Genomic DNA, 18,666 nt, shown 5'->3' with positions numbered 1-18,666 from the left:
GCGCTAAGTTCATCTCTATGAGCACCATGAACATTTCCCTGCCCGATGCGCTCAAGGCTTTTGTCGATGCGCAAGTGGCCGCTGGCGGCTATGGCACCAGCAGTGAATTCGTGCGCGCACTCATCCGCAAGGAGCAGGAGCGCGAACAGTTGCGCCGGCTGGTGCTGGCGGGCATCGAGTCCGGGCGCAGCGGCCCGGCGGACGCCGCGTATTTCGATGCCCTGCGCACCCGCATTCGCGCCACGGCGGCACAATCCGCCACCCCCGTGGTCAAGCAAGCCGGCTGAGCGTGGCTGCGACCCGACCGGTCATCGTCAGCCACCAGGCGCAACGTGACATCGACGAAGCCGCGTTGCATTACGCCACCGAAGCGGGTGAGGCCGTGGCGCTGCGCTTTGCCGACACGCTGGCCGCAGCGTTCGGCCTGATGGGACGCCAGCCCGGCATCGGCTCACCACGCTACGCGCATGAACTGCACATGCCCGGGCTGCGAAGCTGGACGCTCAAAGGCTTTCCGTATGTCCTGCTCTACATGGAGCAGCCCGACGCCATCGACGTCTGGCGCGTGCTGCACGGCAGCCGCGACATCCCCGCCTGGCTGCGGGACGCCGACTCCACTTAGCGCCTCCATCCCAGCCCGCCCGCCAGCCCCGCCATGAGCATCCTCGGCGAAGACGACCTCGAACAAGCCGCGCTGCAATGGCTCTCGGCATTGGGCTGGCAAACCGCCCACGGCCCCGACATCTCCCCGCCCGACGCGAGGACCCCCGGCACCGAGCGCCACACCTACCGCCAGGTCTGCCTGTCCCACCGGCTCGAAGCCGCCATCCGCCGCCTCAACCCCCACATTCCACCACCCACCCAGCGCGAGGCACTACGCCAAGTGCTGAGCCCGAACACCCCCGGCCTCGTCGCCGCCAACCGCCAGTTCCACCGCTGGCTGGTCGAAGGTGTCCCGGTCGAGTACCAGAGGGACGGCGAAACGCGTGGCGACCGCGTCCGGCTCATCGACTTCAGCGACGTTGGCCGAAACGACTGGCTGGCCGTCAACCAGTTCACCGTGCAAGGCCCCCAGCACACCCGCCGCCCCGACCTCGTGCTGTTCCTCAACGGCCTGCCCCTGGTGGTGCTGGAACTCAAGAACCCGGGCGACGAGAACGCCGACATCTGGGGCGCCTTCAACCAGCTCCAGGCCTACAAAGACGACATTCCCGACCTGTTCATCGACAACGAGCTGCTGGTCATCACCGACGGCATCTCCGCCCGCATGGGCTCGCTCACCGCCGACCGGGAACGCTTCATGGCCTGGCGCACCATCGACGGCCACGCCACCGACCCGCTCGGGTCCATGCGCGAACTGGAAACCCTGGTCCAAGGTGCTTTCGACCGCCAGACCCTGCTCGACTATCTGCAGCACTTCATCCTGTTCGAGGACGATGGGGGGCTGGTCAAGAAGGTCGCCGGCTACCACCAGTTCCATGCCGTGCGCGCCGTGGTCGACAGCGTGCTCAAGGCCAGCGCCCCTGGCGGCTCGCGCAAGGGCGGGGTGGTGTGGCACACCCAAGGCGCCGGCAAGAGCATCGAGATGACCTGCCTGGCCGGCATGCTCATGGGGCACCCGGAGCTCCAGAACCCCACGGTCTTGATGGTCACCGACCGCAACGACCTGGACAACCAACTGTTCGGCGTGTTCGCCGGCGCCACCGAGCTGCTGCACGAAACCCCGGTGCAGGCCGCCACCCGCCCCAAGCTGCGCGAGCTGCTGGGCAACCGTCCCAGCGGCGGCATCGTCTTCACCACCATCCAGAAGTTCGCACCTGGCGAGGACGAAGACAGCTTCCCGGTGCTGTCCGAGCGCAGCAACATCATCGTCATCTGCGACGAAGCCCACCGCAGCCAGTACGGCTTTGCCGCCAAGCTGCCCGGACAGGACGATGCCACCCGCCGCTACCGCCAGACCGCGGCCGCGCCGCTGAGCGCGCAGGATGCCGGCGCGATTGGGGCCACCACGGCCTTGCTCACAGCGGCCCCGGCCTCCAGCGTGCGTTACGGCTACGCCCAATACCTGCGCGACGCGCTGCCCAACGCCACCTTCGTCGCCTTCACCGGCACCCCGGTGTCGCTGGAGGACCGCGACACCCGCGCCGTGTTCGGCGACTACGTCCACATCTACGACGTCGAGCAGGCGGTCAAGGACGGCGCCACGGTGCCCATTTATTACGAGTCACGCCTGGCGAAGCTGGAACTCGCTGAGGAGGACACCACCTGGCTTGATGATGACGTCGACCAATTGACCGAGGACGATGAAGACGACGCCAGCAAGACCAGCAAGCTGCGCCGCTGGGCCGCGTTGGAAAAACTCGTCGGCGCGCCGCCCCGCATCCAGAAGGTGGCCGCCGATATCGTGGAACACTTCGAGAATCGTCTGGCCGCCCTGGAGGGCAAGGCCATGGTGGTGGGCATGAGCCGCGAGATTTGCGTGCATCTCTACGACGCCATCGTTGCGTTACGCCCCGAATGGCATGACCCGGACCCCGACAAGGGCGCCATCAAAGTCATCATGACCGGCTCGGCCTCGGACAAGCCGATGCTCAAGCCACACATCTACACCAAAGAGGTCAAGAAGCGCCTGGAGCGGCGCTACAAGGACCCTGCCGACCCGTTCAAGCTGGTCATCGTGCGCGACATGTGGCTCACCGGCTTCGATGCGCCCTGTCTGCACACGATGTATATCGACAAGCCCATGCGTGGCCACAACCTGATGCAGGCCATCGCCCGGGTCAACCGGGTGTTCAAGGACAAGCCCGGCGGACTGGTGGTCGACTACATCGGCATTGCCAACGAGCTCAAGGCCGCCCTGAAGGACTACACCCTGGCCCACGGCAAAGGCCGGCCGACCATCGACACCCACGAGGCCCTGCGCTTGTTGCTGGAGAAGATGGAGGTGCTCCACGGCATCCTGCACGGCTGCGACTATGCGGCCTTCCGCACCCAGGCCTGGCAGTTGCTGCCCAAGGTGGCCAACCATATCCTGGGCCAGGATGAAGGCAAGAAGCGCTTTGCCGACGCCGTCCTGTCGGCCACCAAGGCGTTCGCGCTGTGTTGCACCCTTGACGAGGCTCTTGGGTACCGGGACGAACTGGCATTCCTGCAGGCGGTCAAGGCCGCCCTGACCAAGCACACCACCCAGGACAAGAAGCTCAGCGACGAGCAGAAGGACCACGCGCTGCGGCAGATTCTGAGCAAGGCCGTGGTCAGCGCCGAGGTCGTCGACATCTTCCAGGCGGCCGGGTTGAACAAACCGGATATCGGCATTCTGTCCGAGGAGTTCCTCGACGACGTGCGGCACATGAAGGAGCGCAATCTGGCGGTGGAGCTGCTGGAGCGCCTGCTCAAGGATGACATCAAGACCCGATTCAAGACCAATGTGGTCAAGGCGGCCAAGTACAGCGAATTGCTTCAGGAAAGCCTCAAGCGCTACCGCAACCGCGCCATCGAGACGGCCCAGGTCATCGAGGAACTGATTGCGATGGCCAAGCAGTTCCAGCAGGAGGCCATCAGGGGCGCCGCGCTGGGGCTGAGTCCCGAGGAGCGGGCGTTCTACGACGCGCTGGCCGCCAACGAGTCGGCGGTGCGGGAACTCGGCGACGAGACCCTGAAAAAAATTGCGGTCGAGCTGACGCTGAAACTGCGTAACTCTGTAACCGTCGATTGGTCCGTGCGCGACGCGGTGCGGGCAAGCATTCGGGTGATGGTCAAGACGCTGTTACGCCGTTACAAGTATCCGCCGGACAAGCAGGAGGAGGCAACCGAGACGGTGCTACGGCAGGCGGAGATGCTGTCGGCGGAGTGGGTGGTATGAGACGGGGTTGGCGCAACTTCGCCGAGCCACCGCTGGCCATGGGCGACTTCAAGGACATCATGACCGACGCCATCATTGACAGCCAGGATGGGCACAACGCTATTGCAGGTCAGTTGCTCAAAGACGAGCGCGTCTTCACGGCGATGATGGGGATGCTGGCAAGGCAGGTTTATCGGGCGTTTGGGAAACAAGAAACCAGGCCCAGTCAATAGGCAGCGCCGCCATACCCACAGTCCATGGAGCCGCGAAGCATGGCACCGCAGCCGTTCCACCCTCAACCCGTCGCAAGATAAGCACCATGAACATCTCGCTGCCTGATGAGCTCAAGGATTTTGTCGAGGCACAGGTTGCCGCCGGCAGGTACGGCTCGCCCAGTGAGTTCGTGCGGGAGCTCATCCGCAAAGAGCAAGACTGCCAGCACCTGCGTGGTCTTCTGCTGGCCGGTGCCGCGTCCGGGAGGGCGGGTCGTGCCGACGACGCGTATTTCGATGCTCTGCGCGCCAAAATCAGGCAAGGCGCAGGACCTGGCTGAATCCATTCATCATCCTGAATGACCGGATTGCAGAGCATTTGGCAAGATTTCTAACCTGCAAGGCATCACGGCCCATCCGGCGGCCTGGTGCCTTACCAAGAAGGGGCTCTTGAGCGTCGGGTGTAGTTGAAGCTGGGACGTCGACGCGAAGGTCGGTGCATAAAAGGGGTTGCTATGCGTTGTGAGAACGATGGGAACGTCGTTCTCCATCACGCTCAACCCTCAACGCAAGCAATAGACAGCACCATGATGACCCATCCGATTCCGCAAGACCTTTTCGCCATCACCACTTATCCAGGCTACATCACCGTCGCCAGAGGAACCGCCACCCCACAACAGCTGGCAGCGCTTGGAACCCTTCTCGAGCAATCCTCCAGACTCTTCAGTTTTTTCGAAATTCGCCATCCTGGCGGCAGCTGGCCTGAAACGCTTCGCGTGCGGGGACCGAAATCTCGGGAATTGCCAAGTTTTGTTGCCAATTTGGAAGTCGAGTCGCTCGAAGTCGAAGTCGAGCGACTCGTGCACGGCAAGCGTCAATTCGAACTTCAGGTCGAAGCCGAGGAAGCGTTCGAAGCCCAGGTGGAAAGAAAAAGTCTCTTTGAGTTTGCCGCAATGTTCTGCGAGCGGACGAACGGAAAGCTCAAGGTCAAGCTATACCAGCCGGATTTTGTAGTCACCGCGGCTGAGTTGCTCCCGGTAACCCACTTCAAGGCGCTCGCGCGTGTGACCACCTACAACGGCGCCAGACGTGAGTTCTCGGCGAAGAGTCTGGATAAATTCGACAGACTCAAGTTGCTGAAAATAGCCGACAAAATAGGAAAATCGACAAAGAAGGTGACCAAAGAAGACATCTTGGCGCGCCGGGAACGGATTCGTGCCAAGAAGAGTGCAGATACTGGGCCGTTGGACATGGATTTCTGGGAAGCCTCAGAGGACTTTGGGAAAGCGCAAGCGCTCGTATGGATGCGCCAGGGGCGACTCACTGAGCCTGCATCCGACATCTGGAAGTATTTGTAAATTTTCCGCGACGCGCCGAGCAATATCACGCTCCAGCGGCATGTATGCTCGGCCGGCGCCGAAACGAGACCAGCCACGAGCTCTTGCACTCCCCGGCCACCATGCTCACCGACCACGTCGCTGAAACCAAATCCAGACGCGTCGTGAGGGGTGCAAACCAATGGGACTTGGCGGCGGGGCGCTCCACTTTTTCTGCCAAGCAAAAGCGAGGTGGAGGGTGGCGAGGCTGGCGCGTTACTGGCGCGGCCGACGCTGAACTATTGCAGCTGCGGTGCAAGTGCTAGAGCCGGTCGGGGCGCGTTGCCAGCCCCTGCCGCCCCGTCGTCGACGGGAGGGGCAAGCGCAGCTCAGCTCGGTCGTGCCCATTACCCAGTCGACCATCACGCTGCAACTGGCCGGGGTGAGCCCTTGTTAAGGAGGGCCAAGCCGGCACCCTGCGCCATGGTTCGAGCCAAGTTTTCAGGAAGAGGCGTCTTGTCCAACCCCGCATAGGCGATGACCCCGCCGGTGCTCAGGATGTCCTGCGCGCAGTAGTCAAAGTACGCCTCCGGCGTCATCCTGGCCGTCGTCCGCTCACCGAAAACGGGCCAGGAGTACAGGACTTTGCGTTGACACAAGAGAGTCTGTTTGGGAAGGCACCTCAAGACCGAGCGCAGGTTTTCAATCGCGCGACTCAAGTCATTGAGGGTTTTTTCCACGTCGGCCTGCGTGTGAGGGCTCGTCTGACGCAGCAGAACGTCTCCCCACTCCTTGAAGAACAGCCCGGCCTCCGTGTAAGGCAAGACAACCTCGCAGTGTGACGCATCGTCCTCGACATGGGTGGTCGACACTTGCGTGGCAAGCCATTGACCCAATTCGGACGCACAGTTCTTAGGGTCGATGGGGAACGATGCCCTCGAGACCGCGGACGTCACCTGCCGGTTCGGGAAATAGCGCAGGACGGCCTCGCGGGTTGCGGTGAGTTCGATAGTTTGGTTCATAGATTTCTCCAGATAGATTGTGATAAGGGACCCCTCGGGGAGTCTTGAGGCATTTAGCGCTCGCGTTGATGCGCGAAGCCCCTACGACGTCGCCACGAGAGCGCGCGGACGCCGGCTGCGCCGCGGCGCTGCCGGCGTCCGCTTCGGCTGACGGTCAGGAGTTCTCGAGAAGCGTGATGCCCAGCTTGGCGAAGCCCTCGCTGATGGGCAGCACCGCGTCCGTCGCGCAGTAACACACCCTGTCAATCGCATCCGCGAGCGCCAGTCGTTCAAGCGCGTTCAATGCCTGCAGCTTGTCAACGAGCGGTGCGACGGACGTGGACGCGTACGCATCGGGCTCGATACCCAGGTCATCCAGCACCACGCCGGGCAGGTTGCTGATGTCAGGGGAGGAGACCGGGCCTGCTCCCAGGCACGTTCCAAGCTGCCTGATTTCATCCGCGGTGAAGGTGTCGCTCAGGCTGGGGCGAACCGCCTTGAGTAGCCAGTTCAGACGCCCAGTCGCGACAAGCATCGCGTCGGCCTCGGTCAGCCCCATCGGCGCGGTGTGTTCATCCAAGTAGTCCAAGGCCTCGTTGACATGGTCGCTGACCGTGTCCGAGGACATGAAGTGCTTGCTGCCGTTGGGGAGCGCCGATGTGTTCAGAGCGGCTTGTGTGATAGTCACGGTAAGGCGCTCGGGAGTGTTGTTTGAAGACGTGTTGTTCATCATCTTTCCTTGAAAGGGTGAATGTTGAGATAGAAGGCCCTCTGTATGAGAGCCATGATGTGTAGCGCGCATATTTATCGCGCCACTTCGCTGGACAGTTGCAGCCCTTGGTGGCAGCAGCTGTCCTCAATGGATTGACCGCTGGCGTTGCCGTCCAGCCAGACCTACTGCAAGCGGGTCCCTGGCGCCGCAGCGCCAGGGATGATGTGAGGTCACGGCACGAAGCAGTCCGGTGAGAAGAAGTGCACGCCGTTCAGACCCCTGCCGAGATGAGGGCGGGCGAGCGCGTCGGTTAGCACCCCAGCCATGTCCTCGAGTGCCCCTACGGGCTGCGGCCGCTCATCAACCGCTCGGCGGATAGCCTCCACGAAGAGCTCGTTGTACCGGGCATCCTGTTCTCTGCTCCTCTTGTTGTCGAAGTACACGGTGGTACTCACGCCATGACTGGGACACCGCACGTTGATGGCGAAATCTCCATACTGGGCGCTCTCCTCGAGCCACCGCTTGCCGTGCTCGTCCTGCGCCGGAACCGCGACGACAATCAACCTCCGCGCCGCAACGAGTCCGAGGACCGCATACATGCGTCCCATGGGGTCGCAATAGAACGCCGTGGAATAGTCTTCGAGGCCTCCGACCTGGGTGAGCTTTGGGGCCACCGCGTCGTTGATGTTGATTTCGACACTCCGACGCGGAACCTCCCACGCAAAGTCGGGGTCGTCGGTTTGCGCAATCCAGCTCGGCCCTAACAACCTGACGCGCGCGATGCGCGGTTGCAGCGACCGCGCGCGGCGTTGTTTGTTCTTGCTCATGGCTCAGACCCCCATCGTCAACTCACGGGCATGAACTTGCGACATGCCGCAAATGAGCCGCTCCGAGTCTCCCCCGAGCGCTTCGACGCGGCTTATCGTGACCAAGCCACTTTCCTTGTGCTTCATCATGTTGACCCAGCCAGGGCCGTCCGCGCTTGAGCCTTGAGCTGGCGCCTTCTGCAGAGCGTCGCAGACGAACGCCATACGTTCGTGCTCCAGTTGCAGGACACGCAGATAGCTGTCGGCAGACTCGATGAGCGCCTGCGCATGGGTGTCTTCCGGGGGCTGCGTCGAGGTATCGAAACGCTTGGCTTTCAAGCGCTCCCCGGTGTATGCGTGCAACGGCGCAAGGGTTTCACGGGCCACATGCACATTCGGCAGTGTCTCCAACAACCACCGCAACGTGGGTTCGGTGGGTCCATCCGGGGAAAGCTGAAATTCCACCACGACCCCGGGCAGACTGACCGCAAGGCCATTCACACGAGCCTGCTCAGATTGCTGTGACCAGTGCTTCAGCCAGCGAGCCAAGACTGCGTGGATGAGCGCCGCATCCATTTGACATTCGACGCGCATTTTGTAGAAAGCGGCTCTATTATTCCCGCCATTCGCCTTAAGGCGGTTCTTTCTGTTTTTTGAACTCATTGTCATGACAATATTTCTCCGCGACCGCCAAGGTATCGACCCTGGCGGCCTAAATCAATTCTAGATATGCTGCTCGCGAAACTGAGAGGCGCGACTGGAAGGTTTTTTATATTCGCCGCAATAATGTTCGGCAAAGCTCCGCCAGAAGCAGACCTTTTTAGTCTGCGCAAAGGAACAAATGGAATGGGCAATGCCCGAGGCCACCCGCTTCGAGGCCGGGCGGTTTGACTAGGATGGAACTGTATGCATCAAATGACTCCTTTGACGGTTTCCGTCTATTGCTTTACTTACCAGGAGCGCAGCGTGGCTTGCGTTACGGATGCGCGTTTTAGCCTCTTCGGCTAAGGCCCCCTCGAGAACCAGAAGCTCTCTCTCGACCTTTCGGTGAACCTGCGTTGGACTACAAATTCGACTCTTTGCCTTGGCCAGTCTGGCTGCAAGCGGCAGGTGATTTCTTGACCTCATCCAACGAAAAGACATTCTACGCCATTCAGAGTATTGAGTCAAGAAAAATCGGCTATCTTGCGCGACGTGGTGGGTGGTGTGACGAGGCGAATTAACTGGATGTAGATAATCATTAACTGCCAGTTATTTCTCGCTTCCTGGGGGCGCCGGGGAGCGGAACCAGGGGGGCGCGTCGGGGCTGTTGAACTGTTCTTCACTGAATCCTTCCAGCCATCCAGAATTGCCTGCTCCGCGGCATGGTTCGCAAGTCGGAATGGGTTGCATGCCTGGCGGCTGCCGAGCCAGCCGTGTCATTGACCACCATGCCGACGACGATGCATCCTTGGGCGCATGTGTTGCTGACCAGTCGGAACTGTCACATCCGGACAAAGAGCGCTCACAGCTCACCGAAACTCCCGCCCGCGCGTGGCCAGCCTGCCCAGCAACGGCGTCAAATCCTCCATGTGCCCGGCGATGAGGCTGGCGGTATTGCCCTCGCGCTGCCACGTCCCGGCCACCGCCAACAGCCTCGACCGCAACAGCACCGCGCGTTGCCGCTGCCTGAGCCCCTTCCAGCAAATCACCTGCACGACACCGGTCTCGTCCTCCAGCGACACGAAGGTCGTCCCCTTGGCCGTTTCCGGTTGCTGCCGCAGGGTGAGAAGAGGGCCGCTGTCGAGCAGCTCCACCGTGATTTCACGGAGACAGCTGCAGCGGTTGCTGAGGCGAAAACCGTCCAAAAGCAGGATTTCGAAACCATGCTTGCGGAAAGTAAGAGGGCGCACGAGGAAGCGCTTGTGAAGCACGAAAGCGAAATGGAAGCGCTGCGAACGACTTTTCTCGAAGCCATGACGCTACGTGGCCCCGTCGAGTACTGGCGGACGAAGGCAACTAAACACGAGAGGAAAGCTAGTGACCTGATTTGGTGGATGTTTGGCTCGATGGCGGTTCTAGCAATCGGACTTGTGTGGCTCACGGAACATGTTTTCTCCACGCTGAGCCAGGGTAAGCCGGACACATGGAAGGTGGCTGCGCCGGTGCTAATCGGCGTCGTTGCGATTTGGGCCGTACGGATGGTCGCGCGTATGTTCCTAAGCCACTCCCACCTAGCCACAGACGCGGAGGAGCGCGTCACCATGGTCATGACCTATCTAGCGCTGCTGGAGGGCAAAAAAATGCCGTCGGACGAAGACCGAAAGCTCGTTCTTGCACCGCTGTTCCGGCCGGCTACAGACGGCATGGTGAAGGACGAGGGTCTGCCTCATCCGATGTTGGAGTTGTTCACCCGAATGGGGCAGAAATAGGCGCCTTCGGACGTAGACCACAAAGCGCAATGGACTATCAACATAACCAGTGCTAGCCTTTTTCAGCTGTGATTCCACATCGTGCCCTCAGGGCAGACCGCGGGCTGTGATGGCTGGACGCTTTGATGTCGGGCGCCCATAGGCTGATGCCTGACGTGGAACTCAGCCACAAGAATTGGGAGGTGAATCATGGCATTCCTTGCGGGTTTCTCAGCTGCTGAAGCGACTGATGCAGTCAACCTTTGCATGCAGCTCAATGGCACGGGCCTGATTGGGCAAAGTCCGCCCGATATCTCGAGCGCGTGGTCTCCGCAATTTGATTGTCGGCAATCGGACCCGGCGCGCATGGAAACCCGTGAACTCGCTGACGGCACACGGCAGCCCATCCAAGGCATGGGACCCTTCGACAACGCCTGGGCGGCTTGGAAGAGCCTCCAGGACGAGCAACTCTATGCCGTGGTCATCCGCGGTACAGTGCATTCGGCCAGCAGCATTCTGGACGACGTGCTCGCCACGTCGATACGCGCCAACAGTGCGCTGTCGGTGAACGCACCCGATGGCACATCGCGCTGCCTGCCCCTGGCAATGGTGTCCAGCGGTAATGCTGCCGACGCCGCCGTGCACTTGGGATTCATCTGGGGCACGGCCATCCTGATGTTCCACAACGACCTTGGCATCCTGAAGTACCTGCTTGGATTGCCGACTGGCAGCAAGATTTTGATTACCGGTCACAGCCAAGGCGCGGCCATCGCGACCTTGCTCCATGCCATGTTGCTGCATGCATCCACCGATGCCACAGGCCCGCTCGCCGACGCCATCAAGCCCAAGAGCTTCCAGTACAAGTCCTATGTCTTCGCGCAGCCCAAGCCGGGGAACTGGCAGTTCGGGCATGACTACGCGCAGATTGCCGGCAATCAGGGTTTGGCACTGTGCCTGAACAACAACCGCGACTGGGTGCCGCAGGTTCCACTCACGGTCGACCTGCCCGACGAAGTCACCAACAATCCCATCGACCCCTATCTTGCCGCCAAGCACCCTGTCTTGCTGGAGATGGCCAACCTGCTTGGCAAGGCCGCGCAAGCGGGACGGATTGCTATCGGCGATGTCGCCCAATTCGCCGCCGAGTGCGCGACGGATTACTTGGGTGCCCACATTGACGGACTGTTTTTGTCAGATGGAACCGCCGATGACTCAGCGGCTTACATGAACTTTGTGCAGTGCGGTCGCCTGTACTCCCTGCGTGGCTATGCGTCCCCCGAGGAGGAGACGGACCCACTGTGGCAGCACCACTGCGGCAATTATGCAAAGCTGCTGGCGCTGCAAGACTCGGGCTTCGGCTGAGCCACGATGCTCGCGGGCTTGCTGACCACCGAACCATGACCGACGAATCCCAAATCACCATCCCGCCCTCGTTCATCGCCCTCTACCTGGAGCCGGGCCGCACCAAGCCCCATGCGCCGCGCGACGTCATCACCCAGCGCTACGAATTCTGCGAGGACCTAGAGGCGATGCTCGCCCGCCACCAACCGCTCCGCTGAAATCAATAGGCCCTTGGCATCATGGACGGCTATGTCGTGGAACGCGTTCCACATGGCCTGGAGGTGGACGGTCCGGTGCTGATGCCAAGGAAAAGCGCGGTGGGTGGTGGCGAGGCCGGCGGGCTCCAAGATGAGCTGTGCTAACTAGCCTGCAAGCCGTTCCAAGATGAAGTCTGATGTCACCCGAGTGGATGGGTGGTTCGGGCGAAGGAGCTTCGGCAATTCGATTGTTTTCCTATCCCTCGAACTGACTCTTATGCTAGAGTGAAAACGTCGCGGAGTTTGTTGTACAAAGCGTTGTACTTTTGAGGTCATAGAGAAATTTCTCTAGTCTAATCAATTACTTAAAATGGCATTCTGGTCGAGCCTCCTCCTCTCCACCAACAACCAGTTCGCCAGTGTTCATAGAAGGCCGTAAAGCTCAGAGAAATCAAGGCTTTACGGCCTTTTTTCATTCCTGGCCGTGCGCAGGGGTGCGTTGACAGCCGGGGATACACGGGGCTATAAAGCGGTGGTATACCCAAAGCTAGGAGGCTGTCGGACTTGAACCCGAGCGAATCCGATTGATCAGTGCGACGCGTTTTTTTTGACAGCGGCGCGCTGATCGAACGCTCTCGATGGTTGGCGAGACACTGTGAGGGCACATGGGGCGGCCTGGGGACTCGGTTTTGGCGTGGTCGGGGCGCACTATTGCCCTCACGCGGCTCGCAGGACGTGCATGCGCTTGATGTTCCAAGCCATGGTCACCAAGCTCCATTCGCCTTGTGCCTTGGCCAGCCCGCGCATGCTCATCTGGCGCCAACCCATCACTTGCTTGATGATGCCGAACACCGGCTCCACTGTCTGCTTGCGCAGGCCGTACAGGGCTCGGCCTGCTTGCGTGCCCAGGCGGTGTGCCATCTGCACGAGCGGATCCGTCGTCTGGGGCTCGGGCACATCGGGTGCAAAGCGCCCCATCACCGGCGTGTGATGCGACTCCCGCTTGAGCGCCAGCAGCGGCTCGATACCCGCGTCGTTGCACGCGATCACGTTGGCTTGGCTGAAGAAGCCGTTGTCCGTGATGAGCGTGTGCACCTCGCCCAGCACCGCGGGTAACGCTTGGATCTGCTGCAGCGTAGGCACAACTTCGCGCTTGTCGTTGGATGCCTGGCTCACATGCTGGGTGATCACCATCATCGTCGCGATGTCCACGCCGGCTTGTGCGTTGTAGCTTTGCTCGAAGCCCCCACCCGACACGGGCATGATGCGCGACTCTTCATCCGTGAGGTTGACCTGATCGCTGCTCCGGGGGCCGGCCTCTGGCGGCTCAGGGTCCTTGCCGCGCGGCTTCTTGCCCGCCTCGCGCTGGGCTTGGCGCTTGGCGGTCTTGGCCTCGTACTCCTGCTGCTCGACCTGATGGCGTTCGCTGGCGCGCTGCTCGATCTTGGCCTTGGCCTGCGCGATTGCGCTCAAGCGATCTGCACGCAGGGCGATCTCCGCCGGCACATCCATGCCGTCGGGTACCGTCGCGCGGTCGCTGTTCTCTGCCAGCGCCAGCAGCGTTTGTACTTCCTGGCGCAGCTGCGCCTCGATCTTGTTGGCATGAGCCCACGACAAGGCCTTGTGCTTGCTGGCGTTGGCGTCGATCTTGGTGCCATCCAGCGCGATGTGTCCGAGCTTGAGCAGCTTCATCTCGCGCGCCAGAACCAGCACCTGCACGAACAGTGCCTCCACCTCCTTCAAGAAGCGGCGGCGGAACGTCGCCAGCGTGTCGTGATCGGGGTGGGTATTGGCCGCAACAAAGCGGAACGCCACCGAGTCGTAGGTCGCCCGCTCGATCTTGCGGCTGGAGTGCACGCCGTTGGCGTAGCCGTAGATCAGCAGGCCCAGCAGCACCGCCGGATGGTGCGCCGCCGAGCCCCGGCCTGCGTACTGTCGGGCCAGATCGCCCAGATCAAGCTGCTCGATGACTTCGACCACGAAGCGCGCCAAGTGATCAGTGGGCAGCCATTCGTCCACCGACGGTGGCAACAGATATGCGGTGTCTCGGTCAACAGGGACGAAGCGGCTCATCGGCTCGGGCTCTCGGTTGTGCAGCAGCAATTGTCTCGGATAGCGTCTTCATCCGGAAGACCGCAAAGTCCGACAGTCTCCTAGGGGATAGAAACCGCCTGGAAGCCCACCATGCCCCTGACAGACACCGCCATCCGCAACGCCAAGCCTGCGGAGCGCCAGTACAAGCTAGGCGACGAGAAGGGGCTGTTCCTGCTAATCCACCCGAACGGCTCGAAATACTGGCGCTTGAAGTATCGCTTCCTGGGGGCAGAAAAGGTGCTGGCGCTGGGGGTCTATCCCGAAGTCAGCTTGAAGCTCGCCCGTGATCGACGCGACGAAGCCCGCGCCCACCTTGCCGCTGGCCGTGATCCCGGAGCCGTCAAGCAAGCCGAGAAAGCACGCGCCTTTGCCCTGGCCGCCGATTCATTCGAGGTCGTCGCACGCGACTGGATCGAGCGCCACCTCTCCACCAAGGCCGCCAGCCATCGGGACAAGGTTGTCCGCCGCCTGGAGCGCGACGTGTTTCCCTACCTGGGCCGTCGCCCCGTTGCCGAAATCACCGCGCCCGACATCCTGGCCGTCCTGCGGCGCATCGATGCCCGTGGCGTGCTCGAAACCGCTCACCGCGCACAACAGAACATCGGACAGGTGATTCGCTATGCCATCCTCACGGGCCGAGCGACCCACGATCCCACCTCTGCCCTGCGCGGCGCGCTGCCCGCCTACGTTCCTCAGCACATGGCCTCACCTGCCGATGATCCCGCCGCCGTGGGCGCCATCCTGCGTTCCCTGGACGCCTTCAAGGGCGGCCCGGTCGTCGCTGCTGCCATCAAGCTGCTGCCGATGCTCTTTTGCAGGCCAGGCGAACTGCGGACGATGAAGTGGGAGCAAGTGAATCTGGAGACAGCGGAATGGCGCTACGTCGTGTCCAAGACGGGCACGGAACACCTGGTTCCCTTGTCCACTCAGGCCGTGGCGCTGCTGGCTGATCTGCATTTGCTCACCGGCCACCTGCCTGCTGGCTGGGTTTTCATCGGCGGACGCACGCCCACCCAGCCCATGAGCGATGCAGCCATCAATGCGGCGTATCGACGCCTGGGAATCGACACCAAGACGGAGCTCACCGGCCACGGCTGGCGCTCAGTGGCGCAGACGTTCCTGCATGAGCGCCTGGGCTATGAGCCTGCCGTGATCGAACACCAGCTTGCCCATGCCGTGCCGGACAGCCTGGGCACCGCGTACAACCGCACCCGGTTCATCGCCACCCGGCGCAAGATGATGCAGGACTGGAGCGACTACCTGGACAAGCTGAAAGCAGGTGCCGACATCATCCCGATTCGCGGCGCAGCGTGAGTTGACCGGCCTAGATGACGGCACATGGCCAGCGCACACGATCCAAAGTAAAACCGTAACCTATAATTCACACATACGGCCCATGCGCGTCCTGCACTATCAGACCCCGGAAGGTGCCGATCCCTTCGATCGATGGCTACGGGGGCTGGCCGATAGGCAGGCTCAGGCGCGCGTGTTGGCCCGCACCAACCGGTTGATCCTCACCGGCAATTTGGGTGATTTCAAGGGAGTTGGCGAGGGTGTGCTCGAGCTGCGCATCGACTACGGGCCTGGCTACCGCGTGTATTGCGGCCGCTCCGGTGCCGAGCTGGTGCTGCTGCTCGTCGGTGGCGACAAGCGGACACAGAAGGCTGACATCCGCACCGCGCAGGCCTACTGGCGCGACTGGCAACAAAGGAGTTCGAAATGAGCAAACCAGCACCACACCGCCCGCACGATGACGCCGTCATCGAGATGCTGCGCGACGATCCGGCTTTCATTGAGGATTACCTCGCTGCCGCGCTTGATGAAGCCGAGCAGCCAGGTGGCCGCGAAGCCCTGCTGCTTGCCCTGCGACACGTTGCCGAGGCCCAGGGCATGGCCAAGGTGGCCCGAACAGCGGGGGTGCAGCGCGAGAGCCTGTACCGCGCGCTGTCTCCGAAGGGCAACCCGACCATCAAGACGCTGCTCGCCGTCATGCAGGCCACGGGCTTGAAGCTGGGTGTGCATCGCGGCTGAACAAGTTCGCCCGGCCTAGGAGGCTGTCGGACTTGAACCCGAGCGAATCCGATTGATCAGTGCGACGCGTTTTTTTTGACAGCGGCGCGCTGATCGAACGCTCTCGATGGTTGGCGAGACACTGTGAGGGCACATGGGGCGGCCTGGGGACTCGGTTTTGGCGTGGTCGGGGCGCACTATTGCCCTCACGCGGCTCGCAGGACGTGCATGCGCTTGATGTTCCAAGCCATGGTCACCAAGCTCCATTCGCCTTGTGCCTTGGCCAGCCCGCGCATGCTCATCTGGCGCCAACCCATCACTTGCTTGATGATGCCGAACACCGGCTCCACTGTCTGCTTGCGCAGGCCGTACAGGGCTCGGCCTGCTTGCGTGCCCAGGCGGTGTGCCATCTGCACGAGCGGATCCGTCGTCTGGGGCTCGGGCACATCGGGTGCAAAGCGCCCCATCACCGGCGTGTGATGCGACTCCCGCTTGAGCGCCAGCAGCGGCTCGATACCCGCGTCGTTGCACGCGATCACGTTGGCTTGGCTGAAGAAGCCGTTGTCCGTGATGAGCGTGTGCACCTCGCCCAGCACCGCGGGTAACGCTTGGATCTGCTGCAGCGTAGGCACAACTTCGCGCTTGTCGTTGGATGCCTGGCTCACATGCTGGGTGATCACCATCATCGTCGCGATGTCCACGCCGGCTTGTGCGTTGTAGCTTTGCTCGAAGCCCCCACCCGACACGGGCATGATGCGCGACTCTTCATCCGTGAGGTTGACCTGATCGCTGCTCCGGGGGCCGGCCTCTGGCGGCTCAGGGTCCTTGCCGCGCGGCTTCTTGCCCGCCTCGCGCTGGGCTTGGCGCTTGGCGGTCTTGGCCTCGTACTCCTGCTGCTCGACCTGATGGCGTTCGCTGGCGCGCTGCTCGATCTTGGCCTTGGCCTGCGCGATTGCGCTCAAGCGATCTGCACGCAGGGCGATCTCCGCCGGCACATCCATGCCGTCGGGTACCGTCGCGCGGTCGCTGTTCTCTGCCAGCGCCAGCAGCGTTTGTACTTCCTGGCGCAGCTGCGCCTCGATCTTGTTGGCATGAGCCCACGACAAGGCCTTGTGCTTGCTGGCGTTGGCGTCGATCTTGGTGCCATCCAGCGCGATGTGTCCGAGCTTGAGCAGCTTCATCTCGCGCGCCAGAACCAGCACCTGCACGAACAGTGCCTCCACCTCCTTCAAGAAGCGGCGGCGGAACGTCGCCAGCGTGTCGTGATCGGGGTGGGTATTGGCCGCAACAAAGCGGAACGCCACCGAGTCGTAGGTCGCCCGCTCGATCTTGCGGCTGGAGTGCACGCCGTTGGCGTAGCCGTAGATCAGCAGGCCCAGCAGCACCGCCGGATGGTGCGCCGCCGAGCCCCGGCCTGCGTACTGTCGGGCCAGATCGCCCAGATCAAGCTGCTCGATGACTTCGACCACGAAGCGCGCCAAGTGATCAGTGGGCAGCCATTCGTCCACCGACGGTGGCAACAGATATGCGGTGTCTCGGTCAACAGGGACGAAGCGGCTCATCGGCTCGGGCTCTCGGTTGTGCAGCAGCAATTGTCTCGGATAGCGTCTTCATCCGGAAGACCGCAAAGTCCGACAGTCTCCTAGGTGCTGCCTGATCCGCAGTGCTGAAAACCCGTTCCTTTCACGGGCTGGCCGGGCACCCATTGAAGGACACGCGAAAGGGCATGAGATGGGAACCAACCCATATGGCGGGACGGACTTCACCCCGCTGAGTTCCGACCCCTGGGACAACCTACGCGAAATTCAATGCCAGCTTGAGGCAGACAACCCGCTGCGCCCCGGCCTTGCAAGATGGCTGGGCGACGCCATTCAAGCAGCCGATGGAGACCCCGCCAAGCTGCTGCAACAGCTTGGATTGAAGCGCGCCAAGGGCAAGCCGCACGCCTACCCGCCTGAGATGTGGCGATGGTGGGGCCAGCGCGTTCAACAAGAAATCGACAAAGGAAAGAAGCCAGAGGAATCCCTGGGCATTGTCATGGGACAACTAGCCGCCGTCATGCTTGAGCCGCCCGAACGCAGCACGCTCAAGCGATGGCACGTCAAATGGCGCGCAGCATGGGCCAAGCAGCTAGAAGAGTGGGCACGCATAGAAGATCAGTTACGGCAAGAGGCCAGCCAGCCAAGAAACGTGCAACGCGAGCGGATGGACGCTTTGCTTGACGCCTGGCGTGCGGAATCCGCCGCGATTCAAAGGGAACAGGCCGACGCGATGCTACCCCCGGAAATTCGCAAGCAGATACATAAGATGGACGCCCAGCTTGAGGCGCTGCGCAAGAAGCTAACCGGCTGTCCATAAATGCGCTGATTTACGGGCAGACTTTCGAGCGGCGCGGTTTTGAAATGCGAGGCATCCAACCACGGAGGCCCGCATGAATCCTCAAGTTACCCGCAAGCGTTCGCCCGCAACCGTTGCACCAGCAACGGCGCAGATTCACCCGGACGCCCTGATCCGCAAGGCGCAGATCATCGGCACCAACGGCACTGCTCCGTTACTCGCAGTCGGCAACACGCGGTTCTATGAACTGATTGCCGAGGGCAAACTCCCGAAGCCCCGCAAGATCGGCGCCGCGTCATTCTGGCGTGCTGGCGACATTCTGGCCGCGCTGGAGGCGCTTTGATGGCCGCCCGCGTGCTGTCCAAGTTGCGCCGCTTCGCGCATCGCCTGCTGGCCGTGGCCTTCGCTT

Annotated in this window: 22 protein-coding genes; 15 read left to right on the top strand and 7 right to left on the bottom strand. The window is 62.0% G+C overall.

What is annotated here, in order from left to right; all coding sequences use genetic code 11:
* The first annotated feature begins 26 nt into the window (after positions 1–26).
* From THIX_RS05960 to THIX_RS05935, 6 genes are all read left to right on the top strand, one after another.
* Positions 27–287, top strand: coding sequence for a type II toxin-antitoxin system ParD family antitoxin (locus tag THIX_RS05960; protein ID WP_371412878.1), 261 nt, complete (start codon positions 27–29; stop codon positions 285–287).
* Positions 288–289: 2 nt separating this feature from the next.
* Positions 290–622, top strand: coding sequence for a type II toxin-antitoxin system RelE/ParE family toxin (locus tag THIX_RS05955; protein WP_112485487.1), 333 nt, complete (start codon positions 290–292; stop codon positions 620–622).
* 33 nt (positions 623–655) lie between these two features.
* Entirely contained in the window at positions 656–3,862 is a 3,207-nt protein-coding gene (locus tag THIX_RS05950; protein ID WP_112485486.1) for a type I restriction endonuclease subunit R, read from the top strand.
* Between the two features lie 38 nt (positions 3,863–3,900).
* On the top strand, positions 3,901–4,074 hold the full coding sequence (locus THIX_RS23325) for a hypothetical protein (RefSeq protein WP_158540815.1): 174 nt from the start codon (positions 3,901–3,903) through the stop codon (positions 4,072–4,074).
* A 77-nt stretch (positions 4,075–4,151) separates the two neighbouring features.
* The gene (locus THIX_RS05940; protein WP_112485484.1) at positions 4,152–4,394 is read left to right on the top strand and encodes a type II toxin-antitoxin system ParD family antitoxin; all 243 of its coding nucleotides are present in this window, start codon (positions 4,152–4,154) and stop codon (positions 4,392–4,394) included.
* 246 nt (positions 4,395–4,640) lie between these two features.
* Complete coding sequence (locus THIX_RS05935) at positions 4,641–5,411, top strand: hypothetical protein (RefSeq protein ID WP_146748457.1); 771 nt, start codon at positions 4,641–4,643, stop codon at positions 5,409–5,411.
* Positions 5,412–5,791: 380 nt separating this feature from the next.
* Here the strand turns inward: THIX_RS05935 and THIX_RS05930 are convergent, their stop codons facing one another.
* The 5 genes from THIX_RS05930 to THIX_RS05910 form a co-directional block, all read right to left on the bottom strand.
* Positions 5,792–6,391: a hypothetical protein gene (locus tag THIX_RS05930; protein WP_112485482.1), complete on the bottom strand. Its 600-nt coding sequence runs from the start codon at positions 6,389–6,391 to the stop codon at positions 5,792–5,794.
* A gap of 154 nt (positions 6,392–6,545) precedes the next feature.
* Positions 6,546–7,100 carry a hypothetical protein gene (locus THIX_RS05925; RefSeq protein ID WP_158540814.1) on the bottom strand — a complete coding sequence of 185 codons (555 nt, stop codon included), beginning with the start codon at positions 7,098–7,100 and terminating at the stop codon, positions 6,546–6,548.
* Positions 7,101–7,312: 212 nt separating this feature from the next.
* Positions 7,313–7,909, bottom strand: a complete 597-nt coding sequence (locus tag THIX_RS05920) for a hypothetical protein (RefSeq protein WP_112485480.1) — start codon at positions 7,907–7,909, stop codon at positions 7,313–7,315.
* Between the two features lie 3 nt (positions 7,910–7,912).
* Positions 7,913–8,557, bottom strand: a complete 645-nt coding sequence (locus THIX_RS05915) for a hypothetical protein (RefSeq protein ID WP_146748456.1) — start codon at positions 8,555–8,557, stop codon at positions 7,913–7,915.
* 842 nt (positions 8,558–9,399) lie between these two features.
* A complete protein-coding gene (locus tag THIX_RS05910) occupies positions 9,400–9,684 on the bottom strand; it encodes an OB-fold nucleic acid binding domain-containing protein (protein WP_371412877.1) in 285 nt (94 codons plus the stop codon).
* Between THIX_RS05910 and THIX_RS05905 the strand changes: the two genes are divergently transcribed.
* From THIX_RS05905 to THIX_RS24565, 4 genes are all read left to right on the top strand, one after another.
* Entirely contained in the window at positions 9,640–10,299 is a 660-nt protein-coding gene (locus tag THIX_RS05905) for a DUF6161 domain-containing protein (protein ID WP_371412876.1), read from the top strand. The genes THIX_RS05910 and THIX_RS05905 overlap by 45 nt on opposite strands.
* Positions 10,300–10,644: 345 nt before the next feature.
* The gene (locus THIX_RS05900; protein ID WP_233224420.1) at positions 10,645–11,640 is read left to right on the top strand and encodes a hypothetical protein; all 996 of its coding nucleotides are present in this window, start codon (positions 10,645–10,647) and stop codon (positions 11,638–11,640) included.
* 35 nt (positions 11,641–11,675) lie between these two features.
* The gene (locus THIX_RS23320; RefSeq protein WP_158540813.1) at positions 11,676–11,837 is read left to right on the top strand and encodes a hypothetical protein; all 162 of its coding nucleotides are present in this window, start codon (positions 11,676–11,678) and stop codon (positions 11,835–11,837) included.
* A 21-nt stretch (positions 11,838–11,858) separates the two neighbouring features.
* The gene (locus tag THIX_RS24565; RefSeq protein ID WP_256359966.1) at positions 11,859–11,981 is read left to right on the top strand and encodes a hypothetical protein; all 123 of its coding nucleotides are present in this window, start codon (positions 11,859–11,861) and stop codon (positions 11,979–11,981) included.
* Positions 11,982–12,533: 552 nt separating this feature from the next.
* On the opposite strand, the gene THIX_RS05895 is transcribed toward THIX_RS24565, so the two are convergent.
* The gene (locus THIX_RS05895; protein ID WP_112484377.1) at positions 12,534–13,889 is read right to left on the bottom strand and encodes an IS1182-like element ISThsp16 family transposase; all 1,356 of its coding nucleotides are present in this window, start codon (positions 13,887–13,889) and stop codon (positions 12,534–12,536) included.
* Positions 13,890–14,000: 111 nt separating this feature from the next.
* On the opposite strand from THIX_RS05895, the gene THIX_RS05890 reads away from it, so the two are divergent.
* The 3 genes from THIX_RS05890 to THIX_RS05880 all read left to right on the top strand — a co-directional run bounded on the left by THIX_RS05890 (position 14,001) and on the right by THIX_RS05880 (position 15,941).
* Positions 14,001–15,224, top strand: coding sequence for an integrase arm-type DNA-binding domain-containing protein (locus tag THIX_RS05890; RefSeq protein ID WP_112485476.1), 1,224 nt, complete (start codon positions 14,001–14,003; stop codon positions 15,222–15,224).
* 82 nt (positions 15,225–15,306) lie between these two features.
* Positions 15,307–15,633 carry a type II toxin-antitoxin system RelE/ParE family toxin gene (locus THIX_RS05885; RefSeq protein ID WP_112485475.1) on the top strand — a complete coding sequence of 109 codons (327 nt, stop codon included), beginning with the start codon at positions 15,307–15,309 and terminating at the stop codon, positions 15,631–15,633.
* Positions 15,630–15,941: an addiction module antidote protein gene (locus tag THIX_RS05880; protein ID WP_112485474.1), complete on the top strand. Its 312-nt coding sequence runs from the start codon at positions 15,630–15,632 to the stop codon at positions 15,939–15,941. Before THIX_RS05885 ends, THIX_RS05880 begins: the two co-directional genes overlap by 4 nt.
* A gap of 185 nt (positions 15,942–16,126) precedes the next feature.
* Here THIX_RS05880 and THIX_RS05875 read toward each other — a convergent pair whose 3' ends face one another.
* Positions 16,127–17,482: an IS1182-like element ISThsp16 family transposase gene (locus THIX_RS05875; protein ID WP_112484377.1), complete on the bottom strand. Its 1,356-nt coding sequence runs from the start codon at positions 17,480–17,482 to the stop codon at positions 16,127–16,129.
* A 169-nt stretch (positions 17,483–17,651) separates the two neighbouring features.
* Between THIX_RS05875 and THIX_RS05870 the strand changes: the two genes are divergently transcribed.
* Both THIX_RS05870 and THIX_RS05865 read left to right on the top strand, forming a co-directional pair.
* Positions 17,652–18,278, top strand: a complete 627-nt coding sequence (locus THIX_RS05870) for a hypothetical protein (protein WP_112485473.1) — start codon at positions 17,652–17,654, stop codon at positions 18,276–18,278.
* 73 nt (positions 18,279–18,351) lie between these two features.
* A complete protein-coding gene (locus tag THIX_RS05865) occupies positions 18,352–18,600 on the top strand; it encodes an AlpA family transcriptional regulator (protein WP_112485472.1) in 249 nt (82 codons plus the stop codon).
* Positions 18,601–18,666 lie beyond the last annotated feature (66 nt).

It is taken from the genome of Thiomonas sp. X19 (assembly GCF_900089495.1).
Taxonomy (GTDB): domain Bacteria; phylum Pseudomonadota; class Gammaproteobacteria; order Burkholderiales; family Burkholderiaceae_C; genus Thiomonas_A.
Note: the sequence above shows the minus strand (reverse complement) of the source record. Positions and strands in the feature narration are given on the sequence as shown.